The organism is Nostoc sp. 'Peltigera membranacea cyanobiont' 213 (assembly GCF_002245975.1).
Classification (GTDB): domain Bacteria; phylum Cyanobacteriota; class Cyanobacteriia; order Cyanobacteriales; family Nostocaceae; genus Nostoc.
On sequence record NZ_NOLI01000037.1, the window covers coordinates 23856 to 48639 of the forward strand.

The following is a 24784-nucleotide window of genomic DNA, read 5'->3' on the forward strand; positions in this document are numbered from 1 at the left end:
CTCAAAACTTATGAGAAAGATGTCAGTCAGGAAAAATATTTAAGTTAAATACTTGTATAACCTGCTACTTATTCATATCAATTAGATATTATTTATTGATAACTAAATAAGAAAGGCAAAAGGAAGGCAAAGTTGTGATGAGCCAAGATAACAAATCTTCGATTTTCATAATTACCGGAATGCATCGTTCAGGCACTTCTCTCTCTGCATCGTTGATGGAAAGTGCAGGAGTAAATATAGGTGAAAGATTAATGGGTGCATCTCCTAATAACCCAAAAGGTCATTTTGAAAACTTAGACTTCGTAGGTTTTCACGAGCGTGCCTTACGTTGTCAAGGTATTAGTCAGGAAGGATGGACAATACAGAAGGGTATCGACATACCACAGCAATTATTTGATAAAGCAAAGCTAATTATCGCTGAAAACGCAACACTGAATTCCTGGGGATGGAAAGATCCGCGCACTACTCTTTTTTTAGATTTTTGGAAAAATTTACTACCGCAAGCATATTTTATATTTACCTATAGAGCGCCTTGGGAAGTTATCGATTCTTTATATCGTCGGGGAGACGAAATCTTTTATAGCAATCCTAAATACGCTTTACAAATCTGGATGCACTATAACAAAATCATCCTAGATTTTCATCATCAGTTTCCAGATAAATGCATTTTATTAAATACTCATACTGTAATTGCCGACTATACTGTTATCTCAAAGTTGTGTGAAAATAAATTTGGTCTTAAACTGAAAGATCCTAGTGAAGGCATTGTAGATAAATCATTAATGACTAATTTAGCATCAAACGCTCACAGACAGATGCTAATTAAAAGGTTTTTTCCAGAAGCAATGGAACTATATAGTGAGTTGAACGATCGAGCCGATCTAAAATGCCAGCTAGTTCACTTAGATCCATTAGAAGTTGATATTTATTTTAGAGACTGGGTTCTTCAAGATTGGCTTGATATTTACAAAATTAGGAAAGATTCAAAAATAGAATTAGAGCGATTGCAGTCTACTCTACAACACACTCAAACAGAATTAGAGCGTTCGCAGTCTACTCTACAACACACTCAAACAGAATTAGAGCGTTCGCAGTCTACTCTACAACACACTCAGGCAGAATTAGAGCGTTCGCAGTCGAATCTACAACATACTCAAACAGAATTAGAGCGTTCGCAGTCTACTCTACAATACACTCAGGCAGAATTAGAGCGTTCGCAGTCTACTCTACAATACACTCAAACAGAATTAGAGCGTTCGCAGTCTAATCTACAATACACTCAAACAGAATTAAATCATTCGCAGTCTACTCTACAATACACTCAAACAGAATTAAATCATTCGCACTGCACTATTGCAGCCATGAATACTAGTAAATTTTGGCAGATGCGAAAAATATGGTTTAAATTGAGACATGCTGTAGGTTTACTAGACGATGGTAATCCGTTTCACATAAGTTTATGGTTTAAATTCAGAGGTGCTACAACTATAAATTTAGTATCCAATTCTAGTTCATCTAACATAAGCATTTTGTCACGATTAAAAAATTTGTGGACTGTTTTCCGAACAAAAGGGCTTGGGTACTGCTTGAAAAAATTACTGAAAAAAACTTCATCAAACTTAAAGTTTGATGAAGCATTACTACCTACCATAGTTCTGCCAGATATTCCTCAAACTAATGATGTTAATTACCAGAAGTGGCTGAACCAAAACTACCCTAATCAAGAAGCCCTACAAAAGATGGGTGAAACGGCAAAATTATTAGATTATAAGCCTACTCTTAGTCTGATTATGCCCGTTTTTAATACTCCAACACATTTTCTGCAAGAAGCCATTGAGTCTGTATTAAATCAGGTATATCCCTATTGGGAGTTATGTATTGCTGACGATTCCTCTACAGATAATTATGTTAGAGAAACGTTAGAGGAGTACTCATCAAAAGACTCCCGAATAAAAGTTGTTTTTAGAACTGAAAATGGCCATATTTCTCGATGCTCTAACTCAGCAATTGAAATTGCAACGGGTGATTTTATTGCCTTACTCGATCATGATGATTTGCTAACTCCAGATGCTTTGTATGAAATTGCTCTATTGCTCAATAAGCATCCAGAAGCAGATATGATTTATTCTGATGAAGATAAAATTGATGAAACTGGTAAACTACGAGATCCTTTCTTTAAACCAGATTGGTGTCCAGACTCATTTTTATCGCGGATGTATACCTGCCATTTAGGAACTTATCGACGAGCGCTAGTAAACGCCGTTGGAGGTTTTAGAACAGGTTATGAGGGAAGCCAAGACTATGATTTAGTTTTAAGATTAACCGAAAAAACAACACAAATATTCCATATACCGAAAATATTATACCACTGGAGAATTCATCCCCAATCTGCCGCAAGTAAACCGGATCAAAAACCCTATGCTGTCATAGCAGCAGAGAAGGCATTAGTAGATGCCCTTGCTAGACGAGGCGAACATGGACGGGTTACACAGGCTGGAAACCTTGTAGGGCATTACATAATTCGATATACAATCAAAGATTATAAGCTTGTTAGTATTATCATCCCTACAAGAGATTTGGGTAATACCTTAGACAAGTGTCTCACATCTATTTTTGAGAAGACAACTTATCCAAATTATGAAGTAATTCTCATAGATAACGGTAGTCAAGAAGAAAATACCGCTAATGTGATTTCTAAATGGCAACAAAAGGAATCTAGTAAGTTTAAATGTTACAGACTTGATATACCTTTTAACTATTCCAAGATTAATAATTATGCAGTTAATAAGGCTAAGGGAGATTATTTACTGTTTTTGAATAATGATATTGAGGTAATTACTCCTGACTGGATAGATGCAATGGTTGAGCAAGCTCAAAGACCTAGTATTGGGACTGTCGGAGCCTTGCTACTATATCCAGATAACACAATTCAACATGCTGGTGTAGTCATGGGTATTGGAGGAGTTGCTAATCATAGTCATAAACATTATCCGGTCAATTCTCCAGGATACTTTGGTCAAATATTAACGGTAAATAATTATTTGGCTGTGACAGCCGCTTGTTTAATGTGTAGACGAGAAATTTTTGAACTAATTGGAGGTTTTGAAGAGGAACTTGCAGTTGCATTTAATGATGTTGACTTGTGTTTGAAGATCGTTGAGAAAGGTTACAAGAATATCTATTTACCACACGTTATGTTATATCACTATGAATCTAAGAGCCGAGGTTGTGAAGATACACCTGCAAAAGTAGCAAGATTTATTCAAGAAACAACGTATATGCAAAAAAAGTGGAAAAACTTTATAGAATACGATCCTTGCTATAGTATAAATTTAACCTTTAAGCGTGAAGATTACAGCATCAATGCTTGATGTCAACCTCAAACCTTCTAATTTATAAACACTAACAAAATTCAGAAAAAAAATGAACATCTTAGATCAATATATCAAATCTGCGCCCAGCCCGCAAAATGCACTCGATATTTTTAAAAGTGAGTGGTCATCAAAATTACCTGCACCACTAGCAGATTTTAAAGCAGGTTCAATTCCATTGTTTGAAGATGCAAGAATTGATTGGGTATCTACGAAACTAGGTGGTATTAAAGGTAAAACTGTGCTGGAATTGGGGCCATTGGAAGCAGGGCATACTTATATGTTGGAATGCTTAGAGGCAGCATCAATCTTATCAATAGAAGCTAATACCCGTGCTTATTTAAAGTGTTTAATTATAAAAGAGATTTTAGAATTCAAAAAGACACGTTTTTTATGTGGTGATTTTGTAGAATATTTGCGAAACACTCAGACTAAATTTGATGTATGCATAGCTAGCGGTGTACTCTATCACATGAACAATCCAGCAGAATTGATTGGGCTAATAGCTAAGTGTACAGATAAAATATTTATTTGGACGCATTATTATGATAAAAAAGTAATTTCAGGTAATCCTAACCTTAGACATAAATTTGTAGATAGTTCTAAAAGTAATTATGATGGCTTTAAGCATACTCTTTATCGTCAGGAATATGAAAAAGCGCTGGAATGGTCAGGTTTTTGTGGTGGTAATGCAAGTACTAGTTATTGGATGAGCCGCGATGATATACTAGCTTGCCTCAAATACTTTGGTTTGAAAGACATTGAAGTAAGTTTTGATGCTCCAGACCATCCCAATGGGCCAAGCTTTGCCTTAATGGCAGTTCGTTAGTAGAAACAATAGACTTGTAACACAACTTAGTTCACAAGGAAATGAAAAGTTAGTCTATGCAAATTTTCTAAGTGGAGGAGATTATACATTGATATTCAAACTGATAGTATTCAGCCTTAGTAAATGAATAGATAGTCTGCATTTATCATTTAATACTTAAAACTTGAAAAAGCATAGTGAATTATGTAATAAGGCAGTCAGGATAAGATGTTAAAACAAATAAAATACTCAGTTATAATTCCTATATTTAATGAAGAAGAAGTTATACAAGAACTTTGGCAAAGACTGCACAAAGTTCTCAAAGAACTTGATGGTAACAGTGAAGTTATTTTTATCAACGATGGTAGTTATGATGATTCTCTTGAAATTTTAATACAGATAAGACTTTCACATCCAGAAGTTAAGATTATCAATTTTTCTAGAAATTTTGGACATCAATGTAGCCTTTCCGCAGGTATAGACCATGCTAAAGGTAAAGCTGTGATACTTATGGATGGAGACTTACAAGATGCTCCTGAAGCAATTTTTGGTTTTGTAGAAAAGTGGAAACAGGGATATGCTGTTGTGTATGCAATTCGTAAAAAAAGAAAAGAGAATTTTGTTAAAAATTTAACGTTTACACTGTTCTACCGAATTTTAAATGCACTTGCAGGTTTGAAACTTCCTTTAGATGCAGGTATTTTTTCATTAATGGATAGAAAAGTAATACTTGCGTTACGCTCCATGCCTGAGCAAAATAAATATATTAGTGGTCTGAGGGCATATGCTGGGTTTAAGCAGATAGGTGTACCTGTAGAGCGTGGTCCAAGATTTAGAGGAGAACCAAGGGTAACGGTTGTAAAATTATTTAAGTTGGCGTTTGACGGGATATTTTCCTTTTCTACACTCCCCCTCAAAATAGCTACATTTCTTGGGATAGTGTCCTCTATCTCTGCTTTTATATTAGGCTTAACTGGTTTGTTCTTTAAATTCATTTTAGAACAGGATTTCTTAAACTGGACTTATGGTTTAACTACAACTTTTTTTATAGGAGGAATACAACTGTTTTTTCTAGGAATTATTGGAGAATATATTGGACGTATTTATGATGAAGTGAAGCAGAGGCCGTACTATATTATAGATGAAAAAATTGGTTTTCAAGAGGAGGTAAATTATTATGAAAGTTCGCAGCAAATTTCTGAATAAAAATAGTTATTTAAAATATCTATTCTTTATACTTGCTATTCTTCCGGCTTTGTGTACAGGCTTTTTAATCAATGTGTATTCTGTTAATGTACCATATTGGGATCAGTGGGCAATTGCTCCATTATTTGAAAAATTTCATAATGGCTCTCTTGGTTTTAGCGATTTAATTGCCCAGCATAATGAAAGTAGAAAATTTTTCCCAAGGTTAGTATTTCTAGGCTTGGGTTTTCTTACAGGTTGGGATGTACGTTATGAAATGTTGATTATCTTTTTACTGGCTTGTATTGTATCTTTCAACATTTATTGCCTTAGTAACTTAACCATTCAGGGTAGTTTAATAAAAAGATTATCTATAGCTACTATCACAAATTTACTGATATTTGCACCAATCCAATGGGAGAATTGGCTATGGGGTATACAAGTTGTTGTTTTTGTCCCTATAGCTTGCATTACAACTTGCCTTTTAATAGCGTATTCCCATCTTAGTAGCAAATCTAAATTTTTTATTTCTATCTGTCTGTGTACAATTAGTACTTTTTCCTACGCTAACGGACTTTTATCCTGGATAATAGTTTCTCCTGTTCTTTTTATCAAATGTCAAGATATATTTAGCAATAAAAAATGGTTAATATTAGGATGGGTATTTGCTTTTATAACTAATGCAGCAGCTTATTTTTATAATTACAAAAAGCCATCCCACCACCCTAGCTTTTCAGAAGGACTTGTACATCCAGTACATGCAATTAATTATTTTTTGTCCTTTCTCGGTGCGCCACTTGGTTTGGGAAACCGGGAAACAAGTTTAATAATATCACCACTTATAGGCTTGGCTTTAATATTAATTTTGTTAGCCTCATGTATTTACTTAGTAAGATTTGTCAAGGAATTGCCTCTTTTGCACAGTATAGTAGTCTGGCTAAGTATTGCTACGTATAGTTTGATTAGTGCAATTATAACTACATCAGGAAGAGTTGGTTTTGGAGTAGAACAATCTTTATCTTCGAGGTATACAACCTTTTCCGTATATTTAACAATTTCCTTAATTTACATTATAGTTATTATTTATGACGACATTAGAAATAAAAGTTTTATAAGTAACTATACAAAGCTACAGTATAGTAGCATGAGTTTTTTGACGGCAATAATCTTAATCTTACATCTATTAACATCTATACAAGCAATTATTACTATGCATGATGTTAGGAAAGATAGATTATTGGCCAAATCTTGTTTGGAATTTATAAATGTTTTGCCAATTAATGAATGCTTGAAAGAAAAAGTCTTTCCCGACTTAAATCATTTAATTAAATATGCAAATGCTATTGATAAGTTAGGGCTTTTGACACCACCTTTAGTTAAGAATAGTATCATTGAGGAAACAAACCAAGATAATCAGGTGAACCAAAAGGATTATGGTTGGTTTGACACTATAACCAAGAATCCAGATGGATCGTATTTAGCTTCTGGATGGGCTGTGTTGCCTGATAGAATGAAACCAGCTGACTGTGTAATTCTGACGTATGAGATTGCTGGAGGTAGATTTCGCATGTTTTCATTGGTCACTGATATAAAATTTGAAAGAGCTGATGTAGCTAAAGCATTAAATAAAAGCACTTACTTAAAATCAGGTTGGCGAAAGTCTTTTGATTTTGTTGAAGATACCAGTAGTTCTGTGAAATTGGTAGCCTGGGCATTTGATACCAATACAGGTAAATATTTTAAGCTAAAGGGTAATAATATGCTACAAAAATAACTAGTAATACATGAAAAAAAGAGCAAATACAGGATATAAAAATAATAAATAATAAATAATAAAAATTTTATTATTAGCAATTTAGGTTCAGAGGAAATTTCTGTGACACTGCAAGAATTTTGTTTATTGCTCGTATCAGTTTTAACTAGTGTGGTGGGGCAATTTTTCTTAAAAGCAGGAGCAATCAAGTTAGGAAAAGTTAGTGTTGAGAACGCTGTTAGTCACATTATTCGTATTATCACAATACCTGAACTGATCGGAGGGCTGGCCTTTTATGCTCTAGGCGCTTTAGCCTATATTCTGCTCTTGACTAGAGTGAATCTCAGTATCGCTGGACCATCTATATCCCTAGTATATGTTTTTTCTGTCTTGCTAGGTTACTTCCTATTCAAAGAACCTATTCCCATTACCCGTATAATAGGTTTGAGTTTAATCATTAGCGGAGTTATATTAGTAGTCTGGAACAAATAACTTGAAAAATTATTGCCTTAAAGGGTTAAAATTTTTTATAAGTTCTTTCCTTTAAGCTCAGGCATATAGAAATATTGATTATTCTAATTTATAGTATTCATTTTATACGCAAGCATGAACATTAAAGTATTAGAATATCAAGACCGTAAATAGAAACGTTACATAACATCTAAATCAATGACAGCAAGAGTGGCAGCTTACATAACCCTGTATAAAGATAAACAAGCTGCCATTGAGTGTCTGCAAGCCATTAAATCTCAATCTATACCAGTAGATATTGTTTTTGTAGTAGACAATTCCGATCGAGAATTACTAGAACCCGATCGCACTACATCAATTTTAATACATCATCATCCAGAAAATATAGGTATTGGTCAAGGTTTAGTACTTGCACTGGAATGGGCAATAAAGGGAGGTTATGATTTTTTATGGACTTTTGACCAAGATAGTTTACCAACTAAGTATTGTTTGGAAACTCTGCTGAATTTTTCTAATAAGTTGTCGCTAGAGTATGGTGATAAGATTGGGATTATTGCTCCTACTCCCATCGATCGCAAAACTGAGAAAGTTGTACAGGGAGCTGTTTTTGTAAAAGACCAATTTATAGGTTGTAAGCACAATAAGAATGTTGATTTTTATGAGTGCGACTCTCCTATCACTTCTGGTTCTTTGATTTCCATTGCTGCTGCTAAAAGTGTTGCTCTCCCTCGTGCAGAATTATTTATAGATGGAGTTGACCTCGAATATGGATTGAGATTACGACAACAGGGATTCCATAATTTGATAGTTACCACAGCTATCATGTACCATAATTTTGGTAATCCACTCAAAGTAAAATTTTTCCAGCGAGAAATGATCGTTCAACAATACTCAGGTCTACGTAACTACTACATTAGTCGAAACCACACTTATCTAGAAACTCGCTACGCCAAAGGATTGTATCGATTAACTAGTTGTGCGCGACGGATAAAATATTTACTCCGTAGGATAGTTACAATTTTGCTATACGACCCCGAAGAAAAAACCTTAAAAGTATGGGCTTGCTTGCTAGGAACATTTCATGGCTTTCAAGGAAAGCTTGGAAAAACTTGGTGTTGAGTTGTTAAAAAAATAATTTCATCGAAGTAACGAAAAATAAATTTATTAATATATAATTCAATTACATTACTTGGATCAGCAAATAATATATCAGATTTTATAAAAAAGTATTTTTCAGTAAAATTAACTTTTATTTTAACTAAACTATAATATCTAGTGATTTATTTTTTAATTGTTAATTATTATTCTACCAATTTAGTATTGGAATTAATCAATTCCATAGATAAAACATATTATGTTGACTACAAAGTAATTATTATTAATAATTCCCCTGATGATGATTCTATTAGTAATCTAAAAACTGAATCTGTATCGATTCTTGATGCTGAAACTAATTTAGGTTTTGGTTGTGCTTGTAATTTAGGCTTAAAATGGATCTACACTCAAAATACCAAAGCTTATGTCTGGATAATCAATCCAGATGCCTATTTAAAAGAAAATACTTTAGATAAAGTTAAGCCATTTTTTGAATCACATCCAAAAATCTCTATTCTTGGTACACTTATCTATACACCAATGGGTGAAATTTGGTTTGCTGGTGGGAGTTTTATTCCTAAAACTGGTGAAATCATTACCAAAAAAAGATTAATCAATATAGATGAAGACTATATTAATTGTGATTGGGTTTCAGGATGTAGTCTAATTGTTAATTTGAATAATTTTACTGAATGTCCTCATTTTGATCCTGCTTACTTTCTTTATTATGAAGATGTAGACTTTTGTTTACGCTACGCTAATGAAGGACATATAGTTGCCATAAGTAATAATTTTTCAGTGCTGCATCAACCATCAAGTATTACTAATAGGAATGTTTTCAAAAAAATTAGAAATAGCACGTACAGCTATTTGCTGACAATTGATAAATATACAAATAAATTTATCTTTAGTATTAGATTCACTCTTCAATTATTAAAAGCTATGTTGGCGATTATAATAAAACCACAAGCTGCATTAGGAAAAGTTTGTGGTATATGGGATTATGTCATCAAGAACCATAATAAATAATTTATTGAATCCTCTTATTAAAATCACAAAAAAACTTTAGATGGAAAGAATAAACTGAAAAACCTAAATTTTAAGTGTCTGAAATTAACCTATAGTATCATCATAACTACTAACATTTGTAATTTTACGATAACTATGAAGTAGTAGAAAAAACTAACAACAGAAAAATTTATTTTATTGTTAATTATAAATAATGACATTATTAATTAATCTATCATTTCTATTAAGTAAACCTACAGGCATCACTACCTACGCTCTCAACCTGCTGCCTCATTTACAACAACTTTATCCTACTCTCCTAGTTTCACGAAATATTTCTGGTTACAACTGCTACCTAGTTCCTCCTAACCAAACCGCAGAACAAGGAGTAAAAGGTCATTTTAATCGCCTTGTTTGGACGCAATTTCAATTGCCGCAAATCTATAGAAAGCTAAAATCCCAGATTTTATTTTCCTCGCTTCCAGAAGCACCTCTTTATAGCAACTGTCGCTTTGTCATCACCTGTTTTGACATGATACCGTTGCGCTTTCCCAAACGCTTTTCACCACTCACAGCCTACCACCGCTACTACACTCCCCAAGTCCTTAAGCAAGCACAACACATTATTTGCATCTCCGAGACTACGGCTCAGGACATCACCAACTTTTACGGAATTCCTGCAAACAAAATTACTGCCATTCCCCTGGCCTACGATCGCAATCACTTCCGCCTCCTCAACCTACCTACCCGCAACTACTTTCTCTATATTGGTCGCCAAGAACCTTACAAAAATATACAGGGATTGATCGCTGCTTTTGCGGCGTTACCTAATTACAAGGATTACGAACTGTGGTTAGTAGGGCCAAGCGATCGCCGTTATACCCCTACTTTAACAGCGCAAGTTGCAGAACTAGGTATAACTAATCAGGTAAAGTTTCTTGATTATGTACCCTATGACGAATTGCCAAAAATTATCAATGAAGCGATCGCTCTGGTTTTCCCCAGTCTCTGGGAAGGTTTTGGTTTACCGGTTCTGGAAGCAATGGCTTGTGGTACTCCCGTCATTACCTCCAATCTCTCCTCCTTACCAGAAGTGGCTGGGGATGCGGCGATTTTGATCGATCCCTACAACACCGGAGAAATTACAGAAGCAATGCAGGCGATCGCAACTAATTCGGGGTTGCGATCGCGCCTTTCTAGCCAAGGTATTACTCACTGTCAACAATTCAGTTGGGAAAAAACAGGAAAAGCAACCGTCGAAGTTTTATCCCGCTACATATAAAAGATAAACTAACACCATAATTAGATGTCAGGATTTAGGATTTTGTCCAGATTTCAGATTATCTTGACTAATGACTGATAAATAATCCTCAATCCCTATGAAAGCACTAATTCTCTCTGGCGGGAAAGGTACACGCCTACGTCCCCTCACCTATAGCGGAGCTAAACAACTCGTACCAGTTGCGAATAAACCCGTTTTGTGGTATGGCATCGAGGAAATGGTTGCTACTGGGATTACTGATATTGGCATCATCATCAGCCCGGAAACTGGAACAGAAGTTCAAGGGAAAACCGGAAATGGAGAATGCTTTGGAGCAAACATCACCTATATAGAACAAGATCGGCCACTGGGACTTGCTCACGCCGTCCAAATCGCCCGTCCCTTTTTAGGCGATTCTCCCTTTGTCATGTACTTGGGCGATAACCTAATTCAACTAGGTGAGCTACGTTACTTTCTGCAACAATTTAGCCAACAACAGCCAGATGCTTTGATTCTCTTGCGTTCGGTTGCCAATCCTAGCGCCTTTGGTGTGGCTGAAGTAGATGATACAGGACGGGTATTACAATTAATTGAAAAACCCAAAGATCCTCCTTCAAATTTAGCACTGGTAGGAGTTTATTTCTTTTCTCACGTCATCTTTGATGCGATCGCAAATATCCAACCTTCTACCAGAGGCGAATTAGAAATTACTGATGCTATTCAATACCTAATTAATCAGGATAAACAAGTTTTAGCCTATAAACTCCAGGGTTGGTGGTTAGATACTGGTAAAAAAGATGACTTATTAGAAGCTAACCGATTGATTCTCGACACCTATCTGAAAGCATCAGTTCTTGGCGAAGTCGATGCCCAAAGTCAAATTATAGGAAGAGTCCAAATCGGTGCAAAATCTCAAGTAATTAACTGCACAATTCGGGGGCCAGTAGTGATTGGTAGTAATTGTCATTTAGAAAACTGCTTTATTGGCCCTTATAGTAGTATTGCTAACAATGTGACACTTATTGATACTGATTTAGAACACAGTGTAATTTTAGAAGGCGCTAAAATTGCCGGAATTCATCAGCGCATTATTGATAGTGTGATTGGACAAAGGGCCCAATTGACTCTTGCACCCCGTCGCCCTAAAGCCTTGCGATTTCTAATTGGCGATGACTGTCAAATTGAACTAACGTGATTTACTTGTTAAAAACAGGAAAGGCCACAGTCGAAGTGTTACCTGCTAGCTGTAAAATACAAGCATTAAATTACTCTCACAATTAATACTGTGGTGGGTTACTCGAAATAATATTAATGAGCATTGTACGTACCAAAATTCCTGAAGTTATACAACTCGAACCCCAAGTATTTGCGGACGATCGCGGGTTCTTTTTTGAAGCCTACAACGATCGCAAATTTGCCCAAGAGACTGGTATTGTTACCAACTTCGTCCAAGATAACCACTCTTGCTCTAAACAAAACGTTTTGCGGGGATTGCACTACCAAATTCACCAACCCCAAGGTAAACTTGTCCGGGCTATTGTTGGCACTATCTTTGACGTAGCCGTAGATATCAGAAAAAGTTCGACTACTTTTGGAAAGTGGGTAGGTTATGAACTCAGTGCTGAGAACAAACGCCTACTGTGGATACCACCAGGCTTTGCTCACGGCTTTCTCGTGCTTTCAGAAATAGCCGAAGTTCTCTACAAAGCTACAGATTACTACGCGCCCCAAGGCGATCGCACCATCTTATGGAACGATCCAGATTTAGCGATAGATTGGCCCGTGAGTGCTACACCGATTTTATCAGCTAAAGACCAAGCGGGTAAATCTTTGAGAACTGCGGAAGTATTTAATTAGGCTTGATGATTGCGTTAGATTCGAGAACTAATTAGGATGAGTAAATCAATTTTGCTGATTGGTAGCAACGGTCAAGTAGGTAAGGAATTAGAACAAATCCTCCCAAGCTATGGCGATATTATCTCAGTAATCCGTCCAACAGTAGACCTTGCCCAACCCGATACTCTCCGCAACTTTATCAGAGCAAAGCAGCCGCAAATCATCATTAATGCTGCTGCTTACACTGCTGTAGACAAAGCAGAAAGCGAACCTGAAGTTGCAAACGCTATTAATGCGATCGCACCCCTAATTATTGCCCAAGAAAGCCAAAAATTAGGAGCTTTTCTGATTCATATTTCGACCGATTATGTTTTTGATGGTAATGGGTATCGCCCTTATCAGGAAACCGATGTAACTAATCCCTTGAGTGTTTACGGTAAAACCAAACTTGCTGGAGAAGAAGCAATTCGGGAAACTTGCGCCCATCACCTCATCCTCCGTACTGCTTGGGTTTATGGAACCTTTGGCAAAAGTAACTTTGTCAAAACCATGCTGCGATTAGGTGCAGAACGCCAAGAAATCCGTGTTGTCGCCGATCAAATTGGTAGCCCAACTTGGGCGCAAGATATAGCCGCAGTCATCGCCCAAACGACTCTCCAGTTAGCCCCAGAAATTAGCGGCACTTATCACTACACGAATAGCGGCGTTGCTAGCTGGTACGACTTCGCCGTTGCCATTTTTGAAGAAGCCCAACAGCTAGGTTTCCCTTTGAAACTTGAACGTATTGTCCCCATTACAACTGCCGAATATCCCACACCAGCCCGTCGCCCAGCCTATTCTGTGCTTGCTTGTGGAAAAATTGCCGCAATTTTAGAGACTTATCCACCTCATTGGCGACAAAGACTTCGGCAAATGCTTCGAGATTGGGTATTGGGTACTGGGGATTGGGGATTGGGGATTGGGAAAACTCTTCCTTAATCCCCAGTCCCTATCCCCTTTTTAATACTCCCGTCTCATGTTGTATGGGCAAGACATCTAAAATATCAGTTTGGGAACAATATTTTAAATCATCTAGACAGTCAAGGCGTAACAATCGTTGACCGTGACTAGCTTGGTGGAATAATCCTAATAAGTTATCTTGCCATTGAGAATAAAGAGCGATCGCACTAATTACTTCATCATTCCCAGCGAGTTCTTCTGGTGAAAACTGGGTTTGCTGCAAAATACTATGCGCGATCGCACCTGCACAAACTGTATCCTCTAAAGAAAAACTACCTTCCCAACCGGAACCGACAATCCACACTGTCTCTGGTTGCTTCTCTATAACAAATTGCACCACAGCCGCCCGGTTAATTAAGGCTGCTGCTAAGAGATTTGGGGAGTCTTGTACCCGTTGTAAGGCACGAGTGCCATTGGTGGTACTGATAAACAACCGCCGCCCCTGGACTAATTCTGGTGTGCAGTCGAGGGGAGAGTTCCCCAACTCAAAGCCAGGTACTTTCGCGCCGCCGCGTTCTCCAGCCCGCAGCCGTTTTTCAGATGGCCATTTTTCACTAACTTCAATTAACCGATCTAAATCGCTGAATACTTGTACAGCTTCGCCTCCAGCTGCCAAAACTGTCGCTATTGTGCTAGTGGCTCGCAAGACATCGACTGCGATCGCACATTCTGGCGCTTTACCTGTTGGAGTCAATTCAGGAGTGTGGTATACGAATAGCTTCACGCGCTGGATACACCTGCTTTAATACTACTGCCGCAAAATAACATTCTACCTAGTTGGTGTCACTAACTATAGTTACAATTACTCCCAGAGATTTTTTTAGCATCAGAATGCATTATGTAACCTATTCAATACATAAATACTTAAAAAGTCCATTTTTATGCTTATAGACTTTTAGACTTGCGGCATTATCCTGTAATCTAAAACAAGAACAGATATCTTAAAGCTATATTTGGTATTCCAGGTTAGCACCACTACGCATACTGACTAACCTTGCCAAACAAAAACCGAAATTTTCACTTCCACTCCGCTTATCCAAAACCTCAAATCGAAATCGCTATGGCACCTTTACCCGATTACCGCCCTAAACAATTATCTTTAGGCCCGTTGGAAGCGGAAATTTTAAATATCATCTGGGAACTGGGTTCAGCCACAGTCAAGGATGTACACGATCGCATTTTGACCGATCCCAACCGCGAATTAGCGTATACTTCTGTCACCACCGTCTTACGTCGCCTCACTGATAAAGGTTGGTTAGCCTGCGATAAAAAAGAGCGGGCATTTTATTGGCGGCCAATGCTGAGTAAGCAGCAATCAGATGTTATCAAAGCTCACGAGCAGTTACAGCGATTTCTAGCGGTGGGGAACCCCGATGTTGTTGCTGCTTTTGCTGATAGCCTAGATGAAGCAGCTAGCGAGCAAATAGCAGCGATCGCCAAACGCATTCAATCAGCACGCCAAGCCAGGGAGGAAAAATGATGCATCTCATAATGATTTTGATTGCTTTGGCAGTTGCCTGGTGCTTAAGATCCTCTTGGAATCAACCCCAAGGCAATTGGAATCTGCGGTGGCAGCGATCGCTATTTTTATTCCTCTTCCCGCCTTTGCTAATTTTCATGACTGCGATCGCTGTGCTGTTCATGGGGCCTCAAGGACAAATGGGCGGAATGTATACAGGCTCAGTCAGCTATGTAGTAGCGTTGATTTATTTGGCATTTTTTGCTATTTCATGTATTAAACTTGCCTTTCAGGGTTGGCAGTCTGTGGAATCTGCTCGTAACTGTCCTCTGGTAAATTTGGGGGATAAACGAGCCAGGTTACTGCAAACGGGGGCGTTGTTTGCGGGTCAAATTGGTTTTTGGCAACCAGAACTGGTAGTTAGCCAAGGATTACTGCAAACTCTCTCATCAGATCATTTAGAAAGCGTCTTAGCCCACGAGCAAGGGCATCATTATTATAAGGATACATTCTGGTTTTTTTGGCTGGGCTGGGTGCGTTCCTGCACCGCTTGGTTGCCAAATACAGAGCTTTTGTGGGAAGAACTGTTAGCTTTGCGCGAACTCCGTGCCGATGGTTATGCAGCATTGCAGGTAGACCCTCTGGTGTTAGCAGAATCACTGTTATTAGTAGTTAGTACCAGCCCAGTATTATCGGAAATCTGCTGTGCTGCATTGGGTTCCTCTGGTGTCGGCGATCGCTTAGAACAGAGAATCGAAGCCCTATTAGCGCCACCAGAACCGATCCAAGAACCTCAATTGCAGTCCTGGCATGGTTTTCTTTTGGCGTTATTGCCTCTAGTAGCTGTGATATTTCATAGCTAAGTGGAATTTAATAGCACATAATAGCACGAAGTCGCGATTTTAAGAAAAATAATAATAAAAATTACAGTGTTAAGTACAATTTCGGCAATTGGTAGTGGTTTTACCACAATTACCAATTAGGGACTTCCAATTAAAAAAATATCCAATTTTGTAGGGTGCGTTAGCGACAGCGTAACGCACCGCCAGATATCTCGGTGCGTTACGGCTTTCGCCTAACACACCCTACTGTATATTTTATTTTTTGGAAGTCCCTTACCAACTTTTAACGATCGCGTTGTGCTATTTAGATTTGGCCTCCAAGTTTTCTAAACGGCTTCTCAATTCCTGATTTTGTTGCTTGAGTTGGTCGAAATCTTCACGCAATTGACGCAGGGTTTTTTCTGAACCGATGTTCTGTTGCACCTTGGAAATTTCTTCTTCAGCAGAGCGACGGACACGCCCATCGGCTGTTTGTTCAGCTAGCGATCGCAAAATCCCCACAGCTTTGGGTGTTTCCATTTGTCCTAAAGCTGCGGCTACCGCCACTTGCGTTAAAAAGAAGGTTTCTTTGGCAAGTTCTGCTAATTTTTCTAAAATCCGTTCCAAATTAACCGGACTTTGACCGACAGAAATCTTTCCTAAAGCGCGAATTGTGGCTAAACGTAGAGGTTGTGGTACGCCGATTTTGGTGTATTCGATTAGTAGATTTAAAGCTGCTTCCGAGGTTTTGAATTCAGCTAAACCAGCGATCGCACCACTCCGCACTACTTCATTCCAACCCGCCTTTTCTTCTAAAATGCCTTTGAGTTGCTTTAATACCTTGTCTTCCTTGGGTTTTTCTTCCAAGTTTGCAGAGGCGATCGCGCCAATCACACGAGAGGCTGTTGCTTCTACGTAGTAGCTAGGATCGCCCTTTTGTAACAACCCTTTCACAACTTTATAGCTTTCAGTAGTTTTGATTTGAGCAAGTGCTTCCACTACAGATCGTCGCACGTAAGCATTTTTATCTTTTAATCCCAGAATCAAGCCATCAAAAGCTTGGTCTAAATTAATTTTGGCTAATTGCTTCGCTACTTCCACCCGCACACCCCACAATGGGTCATTTTTGAGCGCCGCAGATAGTGCTTTTGTCGCTTCTAACCCGCCTTTTTTCGCCAAAGCTTCTGCTGCATAGATGCGCGAAATCGGGTTGGGGTCAGATTCTAGCTGTGCTTTTAACTCTGCGATAGGATACTCTAAAGCTACAGTTTTCAGGTAATTATTCTCAACATCAAAGCTGATAAATTGGGGCTTATTTTCTAAGGGAAAATAGAAGCTTTGTTCTCGTTCATTTACCCGCACTACAAAAATTTTGAGTTGCGAGTTAGTGGCTTCTTGTTGGCTATAGCCAAAACCAACAGGTATTTTTAAATCAAACAAATCCTTACTACCATTTTTACCTTCAGCAGCTTGGGTTTGAGTGACTGTAATTTTTGCCAAATTAGCATCCCCATCCCAAGAGTAAGCTACCTTAAAATCGGGATGACCACCACGATAAACATATTGGTCAAAAAGGAACAAAAGATTATGTCCGGTAGCTTTTTCAATGGCCCTGAGTAAATCTATTGTTTCTACAGTTTTGTGGGCATTATCTTGGACAAATGTTTGAATAGCCTGCCAAAATAATTCATCTCCCAATTGGGATCGAATCATGTGATACACACAAGACCCTTTTTCGTAGATGTGGCGATCGTAAAGTTCAATAGCTTCGCGGTAAACATGCGTTACCATCGGGCGACGATAGCGGCTACTATCTTCATTAATGTAACGACGAGCCTCTAATAAACGATAGTAAGCTGCTTCTTCTAGACTATATTCCTGTTCTGTCCACATCACCTCAGAATAGGAAGCCATTCCTTCCTTAATCCAAGCATGAGACCAATGCTTAATCACCACCAGATCGCCAAACCACTGGTGCGCGAGTTCGTGGACAACTAAACTTTCGGTGTTGCGGTTATCTAAAGCGGCGCGTTCATCCAGCAAACATCTATCTGTTAATAAGGTTGTGGAGGTATTTTCCATCCCGCCAAAGATGAAGTCATCAACACAAACTTGGGCATATTTCGGGAAAGGATATGGATAACCATACTTTTGGCTCAAAAATTCGATCATCCGGGGAGTTTTGCCCATGCTGCGTTTAGCATCTTCCTCCCGTCCCTTTTCTACATAGTAGGTGACTGGTTTACCCATCCACTCATCCCGAATTTCGGCAAAGTCACCGACCGCCAAAGTCATCAAGTAGGTAGGATGAACTTGTTGCTGTGACCAATGGTAGATTTTGTAATCACCATCTTCTGTTGTGTCAATCAGTTCGCCGTTAGAAATCGCCACGAGAGGGTTGGGAACACGAACGCGAATTTCGGAAGTAGACAATTGTCCTGGATAGTCAAAGCAGGGGAACCAAAAGCGAGAGTCTTCGTCTTCTCCCTGAGTCCAAACTTGAGTGGGCTTGTTTGGATAGTGCTTGTCTGGTTGGATAAAATAAATACCCCGTTGCGGTTTTGTCACCGAGTAGGCGATCGCAATCAGTAAGCGTTTACCAATCTGAGTCGCCTCAGCAAGTTGGATAAAAAGCTGTTCGCCGTCGTAGTCAAAAGTTTGTGGCACATCGTCCACCTGCACAGACTCGATATTCAGGTTGACAGCATCCAAAGTCAAACGATCAATGCCATTACGGATTGGCAAGAGGCGAATGCTACAACTGCCCTGATAGCTTTGCTTGGGGATATCCAAGCTGAGATCGAGAAAAATATGCTCCACTTGTCCGGGGCGATCGGGGTTGTAGTGTGGTCTTGCTCCCGGTAACTCAAAAGGTTTGTGTCCGTTATTATCTGTATCAAAATAAGACTTCGACATTGATCCTTACTGACCTTGTAATCCTGAAAAGTCTGGCTTGGCTAGATTTAATTAAGCAAAATAGCGGTGTCTGGATTTCCCAAACCAATAGGGCTGTATGGGGGTTAAGATTCCCCTTGGGGATTGGGGGATTGAAATTAATCTCACCCAAATTCCCGAAGATCGGCAGCCGATCCTGGGACTTTTTTCCATATCCCTCCCGCATTTACTTTTCCTGATGTTTTGCACTTTTTTGTTATCGAGTCAAGTGTCTCTTGCACCTCGGTAGATTCATATTAAGTACAAATACTCCTAATTATTCTTATAACTTAGGATAGCTTGTTGCTGTTAAGTAGGCTATTTTCTTTTAAACGAACAGCATATCATTTGCGGATTCGCTCTTCATCCCCTTGAAGTCTTTTTTAGGGTAATTATTTTAGATTTTTAGCTTATAGGACTACTAATTTTATCAGTAAATACCGATCGATGAGCGGAAATTATTAATAAATCCGAAAACTCTACAATGACACTTGTATAAATCTCGGTGACAATCTGAGCAAAAGAGGATAACAAAATGCCCGAAAGTAAATCAAAGTTTTTCATTCCTGCTATTGGTGCTGCTGTAGTTGTAGTAGGAAGTATAGCGGCTTACATGTATTTTAAAGGCCCATCAGGAGGTAGCTCAGATGCTCTCGGTAGTGCGAAATTAGTACCTTCAACAGCATTGATGGCAACTTATATTACTACCGATCCTCAAGCTTGGGCAAAGTTACAGCAGTTTGGCACTCCAGAAGCACAAAAGTTAGTTGCAAAAGGTCTAGAAGATTTCAATAAGCAAATGTTCAGTGACGGGAACGTTTCTTATGAAAAAGACATAAAGCCTTGGGTTGGTGGTGTGATGATTGCTGTACTCCCACCAAATTCTGTGAAACCGGCACAGTTCAAAGTGCCTTCTGGGACACCGAATGTACCAACAAATTTACAGCAGGAATCAAATATCCTGATAGTGGTGGGAATCAAGGATAAACTCAGTGCTTTGAATTTTGCTAACAAATTGAAGTCACAAAAAGGTGGGAAATTCCAGGAATCTGACTATCAAGGTCAAAAAATTATCGAAACTACAGAAAAGGGTAAGCCGACATATAGCGTAGTTTTAAATAATAGTTACTTGGTATTAGCCCCCGAAAAGCAAGCTGTAGAAAAAGCAATTGACACTTTTAAGGGACAGTCTTCTTTTGCGAGTAAAGAAGGTGCAAGCAGCATTCTCAGTAAAGGAGTGGATGTTAAAAACAGCCTTGCTCAAATTTATGTACCAGACTATGCAGGTATGGTACAGCAATTAGCTGCCGGAAGTCCGCAGGCAAAGCAGTTACCTCCACAAGCCCTGGCGCAACTGAAACTGATAAAATCTGTGGTGGCGGGTGTTGGTGTTGATGATGCGGGAGTGCGGGTAAAAGCGATCGCTAATTTAGATCCGCAACTCAATAAATTTCAGTATCAATCAAGTCCGGGAAATATAGTCGGGCAATTTCCTGTTGATACCTTTGCTCTAATTAGCGGAAATGGCATCAGTCGTGGCTGGGAAACCTTAGTAGAACAGTCAAAAGATTATCCAGAAATGAAGCAAGCCTTGGAACAAGCACGCGGACAACTGAAATTTGTCAATATTGACCTGGATAAGGATATTTTTGGCTGGATGAATGGGGAATTTGCCTTTGGTGCGGTTCCATCGAATCAAGGAGTATTAGCCAGTGTTGGTTTTGGAGGTGCTTTAGTATTTGACACTAGCGATCGCAAAACGGCCGAAGCCACCTTGACAAAATTGGATACTCTCGCCAAAACTCAACAAATCAACATCGCCAATAGAAATGTCGGTGGTAAAGACGTAACTGAATGGCAAATCCCCAAACAGGGAACTTTATTGGCGCATGGTTGGCTGGATGGAGACACTGTATTTGTGGCTCTTGGTGGCCCAGTTGCAGATGCGATTAGCGATCGCAAAAATTCATCTCTCGATAATAGCGACGCTTTCAAAGCCGTTACTGGTTCTTTGCACAAACCCAACGGCGGCTATTTCTATCTGGATATGGATAAAACTAAAACTGTGCCCTCGATCAATAGTTTAGTTTCATCCGATCCCAATACCGTTACCATCCTCAACTCCATTCGTGGTCTTGGTTTTACCGCTAATAGCCCCGATAAATCCACTAGTGAATTAGAGATGTTGTTAGCTCTCAAGCCTAAAACTGCAAAATAGGGGATTGAGTATGGGACAATTCAATTTTAGATTTTGGATTGACGAGACGATAGCGTAGCCTAAAGCCTTCTCTATGAGAGGCTTTGCCAACGGCATAGCCTGGCTTAGAGCAACTCTGCGTACATCTCACAGAAAAGCAAGGTACGTCCAGCATCTCTTAGAGAGCGTCTTTTGGATTAAATTTCAATCAAAAATCCAAAATCTAAAATTCTTAGTCCCCTGTTTTTCTGCTCTCTCATCCTCCCACTCTCACCTCTACTCACAAAACTTAATTATTGCGAGATTCCAAGGTTTGGTTCAGCCGATCTAAAGCTCCAGTCAATCTTTCCTGAGCTACAAGGTTAGCGTCTGCTAGGGGTTCATCGGCGACTTCTTCTTGTCTCTTGAATTTTTGTAAGGCTCGAATTGCTACAAATAAAACTAAGGCAACGATTACAAAGTCAACTATTGCGCCAAGAAAGTGACCAATCTTGATTCCCGGCCCAATGGCGATTGTTCTCCAGTCTTTGCCAGCAAAACTAACCAAGGGATTAATCAATGGCATGATTACATCTTCAACAAAGGAAGTGACAATCTTACCAAAAGCACCACCAATGATGACGGCGATCGCCAAGTCAACTATATTGCCTTTAAGGGCAAATTCTTGAAAATCTTTTAAAAAGCCACTTGCTCTTCTTCTTGATCTCGCCATATTTGACTCCAATAAGCTTAACTTACTGTAATTTTCCTTATAAATGGCACTTAGCTTTGTACTATCCCTCTTGAGAAAAATGTTGCTCGGTATCAAAATTTTACCAGTCTTGAATAAAATTCTCTGATAAATATAAAATGCAAACTAGCATAATTCACATCTTCTCAGAACTTTGCTGCTCTCCAAATGTCCACCTTCTATAATATTTTTTGTTGCTTAGAGCAAGCGACAGGAGGCAAACTGCCGTTATAAAATTCAATTCATTTCTAGACTGCCGTCCAGCAAGTATGTCATAAGTAGAAAAGGCTGTTAAATGCAAACTGATTTATGACTGCTGCTGTAAAAAATACTCCTGGCTTCGCTTCCCGCTTGGTAAATGGCGTACTGGCAATCAAGCCTTTAGCCAACCTAGCCAAACATCAAGCCCGTCAAATGATGATTAAACGTGCTGAGAAAATTGGCGTACCTTGGACGCAAGAAGTCGAGACACTACAGGCGCGTGATTGGAAGGCCGATCTAGCTCAGGTACAAAATCCTGAGCTTTCCTACCCAGAATACTATTTGCGGCCATTCCATGCCTACGAAGACGGAGACCTCAGTTGGAAAGCTGCTTGGGAGCTAGAAGTTGCTGCTCGTACCGTCCATGCTGGAATTTGGCAGGATGCTGGAGCGGAAGGAGATGCTAAACTGCGCCAAAGTTACCACGATATCCTAAAAAGCCAAATCCCCAATCAACCCCAAGACATTTTAGACTTGGCGTGTGCTGTAGGTTTGAGTACCTTTTCCCTGCAGGAAATTTATCCCCATTCCCAAATCACAGGCTTGGACTTATCTCCCTACTTCTTAGCTGTTGCCAATTACCGCGCCCAACAACGTCAAGCTAAAATTAATTGGCTTCATGCCCAAGCTGAATCTACTGGGCTACCAGATGCTTCATTTGATTTAGTCTCAATTTTCCTGATGTGTCACGAGTTACCCCAGTCAGCAACCCGACAGATTTTTGCTGAAATGCGGCGCGTGCTGCGTCCAGGTGGCTACTTGGCAATCATGGACATGAATCCTAAGTCCGAAGTTTACCAGAAAATGCCAGCCTACATTTTGACGTTGCTCAAAAGTACTGAGCCGTATTTAGATGAATATTTTGCTTTGGACATTGAGCAAGCTATTGTTGAGGCAGGTTTCCAAACTCCCACGTTCGCTAACAATACCCACCGTCACCGCACAGTAATTGCTCAGGTGAGTGGTTGATTTTTCTTTACTGCTGTGGGCAGTAATACCACCTTTGCTGCTGCTAGGCTACTACTACTATCGAGTCCCATTTGCCCCACCTCTGTTAAAGTTACTGATGTTCTTTAGCATCGGGGCAATATCTGGTCTTTTAGCCCTTAGACTCGAATCGAATTTTGAAACTGTAGCCAATTGGGTTGTAGACTGGGAACGGATCGAGCGATCGCTTCCTGGTGCAGTTTTGCGGCAGCTTGTGGAAGTAGGTTTAATTGAAGAAGGTTGCAAGTTAGCAGGGGTTGTTGTGCCAACCTACTATCTTCAACGGACGTATCGATTACTTCCCTCAACTGTTTTCCTCTTCACTATAGCCGTTGCCCTTGGATTCACTGCCGAAGAGAACTGGATTTACCTTTTTAACGATACAGCATCAATTCCTGGCCGTACTATCAGCACGCCAGTCCATGCCATGTTCTCTGCACCTTGGGGATATGCCTTGGCAATGTATATTTCGTCTAAAAATCGGTTAAATCAAGACAGGAAGTTAATTTTTACGGCTTGGCTGAATTCTGTAATCTGTCATGCCCTAGTTAATATTCTATCTATTGCTTGCGGTTACTCACTAGCGCTATGTTTCCTTCCTTATGGTTTATTTCCGTTTCTATTATGGATGTTTTGGCGACTAGAACAATTGCTGCGAAAAGTGCAAGGTAAACCATTAATTACCCTGATTTCAGAACGATCGCCCCAGCGCCGTTACTGGCAAAGAAGTTTAGCGCTTTTTGCCCTCGTGCTGGGTGGAAATGCTATTTTTGGGCTGTTTCTCTTAGCCAATAAAATTAGTCCTTTGAGTCCGTCAAAGCTTTTTGACAGTGATATTTTGTGGTTTATATTTAGTCGCTTTTTGCTAAATCTCTTTTTTGGAGTTTTAGCTTGGGGCATTTATCGCTATTTGCGACATTCCGCCCGCCGTCGGTATTTTTAAAATATGATTTAAGAAAATGCTAGGGGGTTTCTATGCAAACAACTCCAGTGCGTTGGACGACTGCCGATCTAGAGTTCTTCGCTAGCGATCGCAGAAATCGCTATGAGATTATTGATGGAGAACTATTTGTGACTAAAGCACCTCACTGGGATCATCAATCAAGTTGTGTCAATATTGGTACAGTTCTTAAGATTTGGTCAGATGAAACTGGTTTAGGTAAAGCTGCGATCGCACCTGGAATTATTTTCTCAGATTCTGACAATGTGATCCCTGATGTGGTATGGGCAAGTCATGAACGTTTAAAACACTTACTAAATGAAGCTGGACACCTCACAGGCGCACCAGAGTTAGTAGTAGAAGTTCTCTCACCCGGCGAAAAAAACGAAAAACGCGACAGAGAAACAAAGCTAAAGCTGTACTCGGTACAAGGGGTTCAGGAATATTGGATTTGCGATTCTATACAAAAGAAAGTTGAAGTTTATCGTCGTGAGCAAGCTGCATTAAAGTTAGCAGTTACTTTATTTAGTCAAGATGAATTGACAAGTCCTTTACTACCAGGTTTCACCTGCTTAGTGAGTAAACTTTTCTAACTGGGAATTGGGCATTGGGAATTGGGAATTGGGAATTGGGAATTGGTTATTTCCTCCCTCATCTCCCTCATCTCC

General features: G+C 39.2%; 20 protein-coding genes. 17 read left to right on the forward strand and 3 right to left on the reverse strand.

The window, feature by feature from the left end; translation table 11 throughout:
- Nucleotides 1-137: 137 nt before the first annotated feature.
- The 11 genes from CDG77_RS35410 (at nucleotide 138) to rfbD (ending at nucleotide 13766) form a co-directional block, all read left to right on the forward strand.
- A complete protein-coding gene (locus tag CDG77_RS35410) occupies nucleotides 138-3371 on the forward strand; it encodes a glycosyltransferase (protein WP_223269799.1) in 3234 nt (1077 codons plus the stop codon).
- Between the two features lie 52 nt (nucleotides 3372-3423).
- Nucleotides 3424-4200 carry a DUF1698 domain-containing protein gene (locus tag CDG77_RS12935; RefSeq protein WP_094329771.1) on the forward strand — a complete coding sequence of 259 codons (777 nt, stop codon included), beginning with the start codon at nucleotides 3424-3426 and terminating at the stop codon, nucleotides 4198-4200.
- A 207-nt stretch (nucleotides 4201-4407) separates the two neighbouring features.
- Nucleotides 4408-5385, forward strand: coding sequence for a glycosyltransferase family 2 protein (locus CDG77_RS12940; protein ID WP_094329772.1), 978 nt, complete (start codon nucleotides 4408-4410; stop codon nucleotides 5383-5385).
- The gene (locus CDG77_RS12945; protein ID WP_094329773.1) at nucleotides 5357-7138 is read left to right on the forward strand and encodes a hypothetical protein; all 1782 of its coding nucleotides are present in this window, start codon (nucleotides 5357-5359) and stop codon (nucleotides 7136-7138) included. The genes CDG77_RS12940 and CDG77_RS12945 overlap by 29 nt, the downstream gene beginning before the upstream one ends.
- A gap of 102 nt (nucleotides 7139-7240) precedes the next feature.
- A complete protein-coding gene (locus tag CDG77_RS12950) occupies nucleotides 7241-7609 on the forward strand; it encodes an EamA family transporter (protein WP_094329774.1) in 369 nt (122 codons plus the stop codon).
- A 177-nt stretch (nucleotides 7610-7786) separates the two neighbouring features.
- Nucleotides 7787-8707, forward strand: a complete 921-nt coding sequence (locus CDG77_RS12955; RefSeq protein ID WP_094329775.1) for a glycosyltransferase family 2 protein — start codon at nucleotides 7787-7789, stop codon at nucleotides 8705-8707.
- A 156-nt stretch (nucleotides 8708-8863) separates the two neighbouring features.
- Nucleotides 8864-9712 carry a glycosyltransferase gene (locus CDG77_RS12960; RefSeq protein ID WP_094329776.1) on the forward strand — a complete coding sequence of 283 codons (849 nt, stop codon included), beginning with the start codon at nucleotides 8864-8866 and terminating at the stop codon, nucleotides 9710-9712.
- Between the two features lie 193 nt (nucleotides 9713-9905).
- Nucleotides 9906-10973, forward strand: a complete 1068-nt coding sequence (locus CDG77_RS12965; protein ID WP_094329777.1) for a glycosyltransferase family 4 protein — start codon at nucleotides 9906-9908, stop codon at nucleotides 10971-10973.
- A 97-nt stretch (nucleotides 10974-11070) separates the two neighbouring features.
- Entirely contained in the window at nucleotides 11071-12147 is a 1077-nt protein-coding gene (locus CDG77_RS12970) for a glucose-1-phosphate thymidylyltransferase (RefSeq protein ID WP_094329778.1), read from the forward strand.
- Between the two features lie 116 nt (nucleotides 12148-12263).
- Nucleotides 12264-12809 carry a dTDP-4-dehydrorhamnose 3,5-epimerase gene (gene rfbC, locus CDG77_RS12975; protein ID WP_094329779.1) on the forward strand — a complete coding sequence of 182 codons (546 nt, stop codon included), beginning with the start codon at nucleotides 12264-12266 and terminating at the stop codon, nucleotides 12807-12809.
- A 36-nt stretch (nucleotides 12810-12845) separates the two neighbouring features.
- Nucleotides 12846-13766, forward strand: coding sequence for a dTDP-4-dehydrorhamnose reductase (gene rfbD, locus CDG77_RS12980; protein WP_094329780.1), 921 nt, complete (start codon nucleotides 12846-12848; stop codon nucleotides 13764-13766).
- Between the two features lie 10 nt (nucleotides 13767-13776).
- Here the strand turns inward: rfbD and CDG77_RS12985 are convergent, their stop codons facing one another.
- Nucleotides 13777-14511: a 2-phosphosulfolactate phosphatase family protein gene (locus CDG77_RS12985; protein WP_094329781.1), complete on the reverse strand. Its 735-nt coding sequence runs from the start codon at nucleotides 14509-14511 to the stop codon at nucleotides 13777-13779.
- Between the two features lie 336 nt (nucleotides 14512-14847).
- On the opposite strand from CDG77_RS12985, the gene CDG77_RS12990 reads away from it, so the two are divergent.
- On the forward strand, nucleotides 14848-15267 hold the full coding sequence (locus tag CDG77_RS12990; protein ID WP_094329782.1) for a BlaI/MecI/CopY family transcriptional regulator: 420 nt from the start codon (nucleotides 14848-14850) through the stop codon (nucleotides 15265-15267).
- Complete coding sequence (locus CDG77_RS12995) at nucleotides 15267-16109, forward strand: M56 family metallopeptidase (protein WP_181154500.1); 843 nt, start codon at nucleotides 15267-15269, stop codon at nucleotides 16107-16109. The genes CDG77_RS12990 and CDG77_RS12995 overlap by 1 nt, the downstream gene beginning before the upstream one ends.
- 279 nt (nucleotides 16110-16388) lie before the next feature.
- Here CDG77_RS12995 and CDG77_RS13000 read toward each other — a convergent pair whose 3' ends face one another.
- The gene (locus tag CDG77_RS13000; RefSeq protein WP_094329784.1) at nucleotides 16389-18983 is read right to left on the reverse strand and encodes a M1 family metallopeptidase; all 2595 of its coding nucleotides are present in this window, start codon (nucleotides 18981-18983) and stop codon (nucleotides 16389-16391) included.
- A 553-nt stretch (nucleotides 18984-19536) separates the two neighbouring features.
- Between CDG77_RS13000 and CDG77_RS13010 the strand changes: the two genes are divergently transcribed.
- On the forward strand, nucleotides 19537-21219 hold the full coding sequence (locus CDG77_RS13010) for a DUF3352 domain-containing protein (RefSeq protein ID WP_094329786.1): 1683 nt from the start codon (nucleotides 19537-19539) through the stop codon (nucleotides 21217-21219).
- A 268-nt stretch (nucleotides 21220-21487) separates the two neighbouring features.
- Here CDG77_RS13010 and mscL read toward each other — a convergent pair whose 3' ends face one another.
- The gene (gene mscL, locus CDG77_RS13015; RefSeq protein ID WP_094329787.1) at nucleotides 21488-21910 is read right to left on the reverse strand and encodes a large conductance mechanosensitive channel protein MscL; all 423 of its coding nucleotides are present in this window, start codon (nucleotides 21908-21910) and stop codon (nucleotides 21488-21490) included.
- A 327-nt stretch (nucleotides 21911-22237) separates the two neighbouring features.
- On the opposite strand from mscL, the gene CDG77_RS13020 reads away from it, so the two are divergent.
- The 3 genes from CDG77_RS13020 to CDG77_RS13030 are packed head-to-tail and all read left to right on the forward strand — an operon-like array spanning nucleotide 22238 to nucleotide 24709.
- Nucleotides 22238-23158 carry a class I SAM-dependent methyltransferase gene (locus CDG77_RS13020; protein WP_094329788.1) on the forward strand — a complete coding sequence of 307 codons (921 nt, stop codon included), beginning with the start codon at nucleotides 22238-22240 and terminating at the stop codon, nucleotides 23156-23158.
- The gene (locus CDG77_RS13025; protein ID WP_094329789.1) at nucleotides 23151-24119 is read left to right on the forward strand and encodes a PrsW family intramembrane metalloprotease; all 969 of its coding nucleotides are present in this window, start codon (nucleotides 23151-23153) and stop codon (nucleotides 24117-24119) included. Before CDG77_RS13020 ends, CDG77_RS13025 begins: the two co-directional genes overlap by 8 nt.
- A gap of 32 nt (nucleotides 24120-24151) precedes the next feature.
- Nucleotides 24152-24709 (forward strand): Uma2 family endonuclease, encoded by a 558-nt coding sequence (locus tag CDG77_RS13030; RefSeq protein ID WP_094329790.1) that lies wholly within the window; start codon nucleotides 24152-24154, stop codon nucleotides 24707-24709.
- The last annotated feature ends 75 nt before the right edge of the window (nucleotides 24710-24784 follow it).

What these genes read in the sequence shown, in the direction of transcription:
- CDG77_RS12955 (WP_094329775.1), top strand. Translation starts at nt 7,787, where the DNA reads ATGACAGCAAGAGTGGCAGCTTACATAACCCTGTATAAAGATAAACAA.
- CDG77_RS12995 (WP_181154500.1), top strand. Translation starts at nt 15,267, where the DNA reads ATGCATCTCATAATGATTTTGATTGCTTTGGCAGTTGCCTGGTGCTTA.
- CDG77_RS12940 (WP_094329772.1), top strand. Translation starts at nt 4,408, where the DNA reads ATGTTAAAACAAATAAAATACTCAGTTATAATTCCTATATTTAATGAA.
- rfbD (WP_094329780.1), top strand. Translation starts at nt 12,846, where the DNA reads ATGAGTAAATCAATTTTGCTGATTGGTAGCAACGGTCAAGTAGGTAAG.
- mscL (WP_094329787.1), bottom strand. Translation starts at nt 21,910, where the DNA reads ATGGCGAGATCAAGAAGAAGAGCAAGTGGCTTTTTAAAAGATTTTCAA.
- CDG77_RS13000 (WP_094329784.1), bottom strand. Translation starts at nt 18,983, where the DNA reads ATGTCGAAGTCTTATTTTGATACAGATAATAACGGACACAAACCTTTT.
- CDG77_RS12945 (WP_094329773.1), top strand. Translation starts at nt 5,357, where the DNA reads ATGAAAGTTCGCAGCAAATTTCTGAATAAAAATAGTTATTTAAAATAT.
- CDG77_RS13010 (WP_094329786.1), top strand. Translation starts at nt 19,537, where the DNA reads ATGCCCGAAAGTAAATCAAAGTTTTTCATTCCTGCTATTGGTGCTGCT.
- CDG77_RS35410 (WP_223269799.1), top strand. Translation starts at nt 138, where the DNA reads ATGAGCCAAGATAACAAATCTTCGATTTTCATAATTACCGGAATGCAT.
- rfbC (WP_094329779.1), top strand. Translation starts at nt 12,264, where the DNA reads ATGAGCATTGTACGTACCAAAATTCCTGAAGTTATACAACTCGAACCC.
- CDG77_RS12970 (WP_094329778.1), top strand. Translation starts at nt 11,071, where the DNA reads ATGAAAGCACTAATTCTCTCTGGCGGGAAAGGTACACGCCTACGTCCC.
- CDG77_RS12965 (WP_094329777.1), top strand. Translation starts at nt 9,906, where the DNA reads ATGACATTATTAATTAATCTATCATTTCTATTAAGTAAACCTACAGGC.
- CDG77_RS12990 (WP_094329782.1), top strand. Translation starts at nt 14,848, where the DNA reads ATGGCACCTTTACCCGATTACCGCCCTAAACAATTATCTTTAGGCCCG.
- CDG77_RS12935 (WP_094329771.1), top strand. Translation starts at nt 3,424, where the DNA reads ATGAACATCTTAGATCAATATATCAAATCTGCGCCCAGCCCGCAAAAT.
- CDG77_RS13030 (WP_094329790.1), top strand. Translation starts at nt 24,152, where the DNA reads ATGCAAACAACTCCAGTGCGTTGGACGACTGCCGATCTAGAGTTCTTC.
- CDG77_RS13020 (WP_094329788.1), top strand. Translation starts at nt 22,238, where the DNA reads ATGACTGCTGCTGTAAAAAATACTCCTGGCTTCGCTTCCCGCTTGGTA.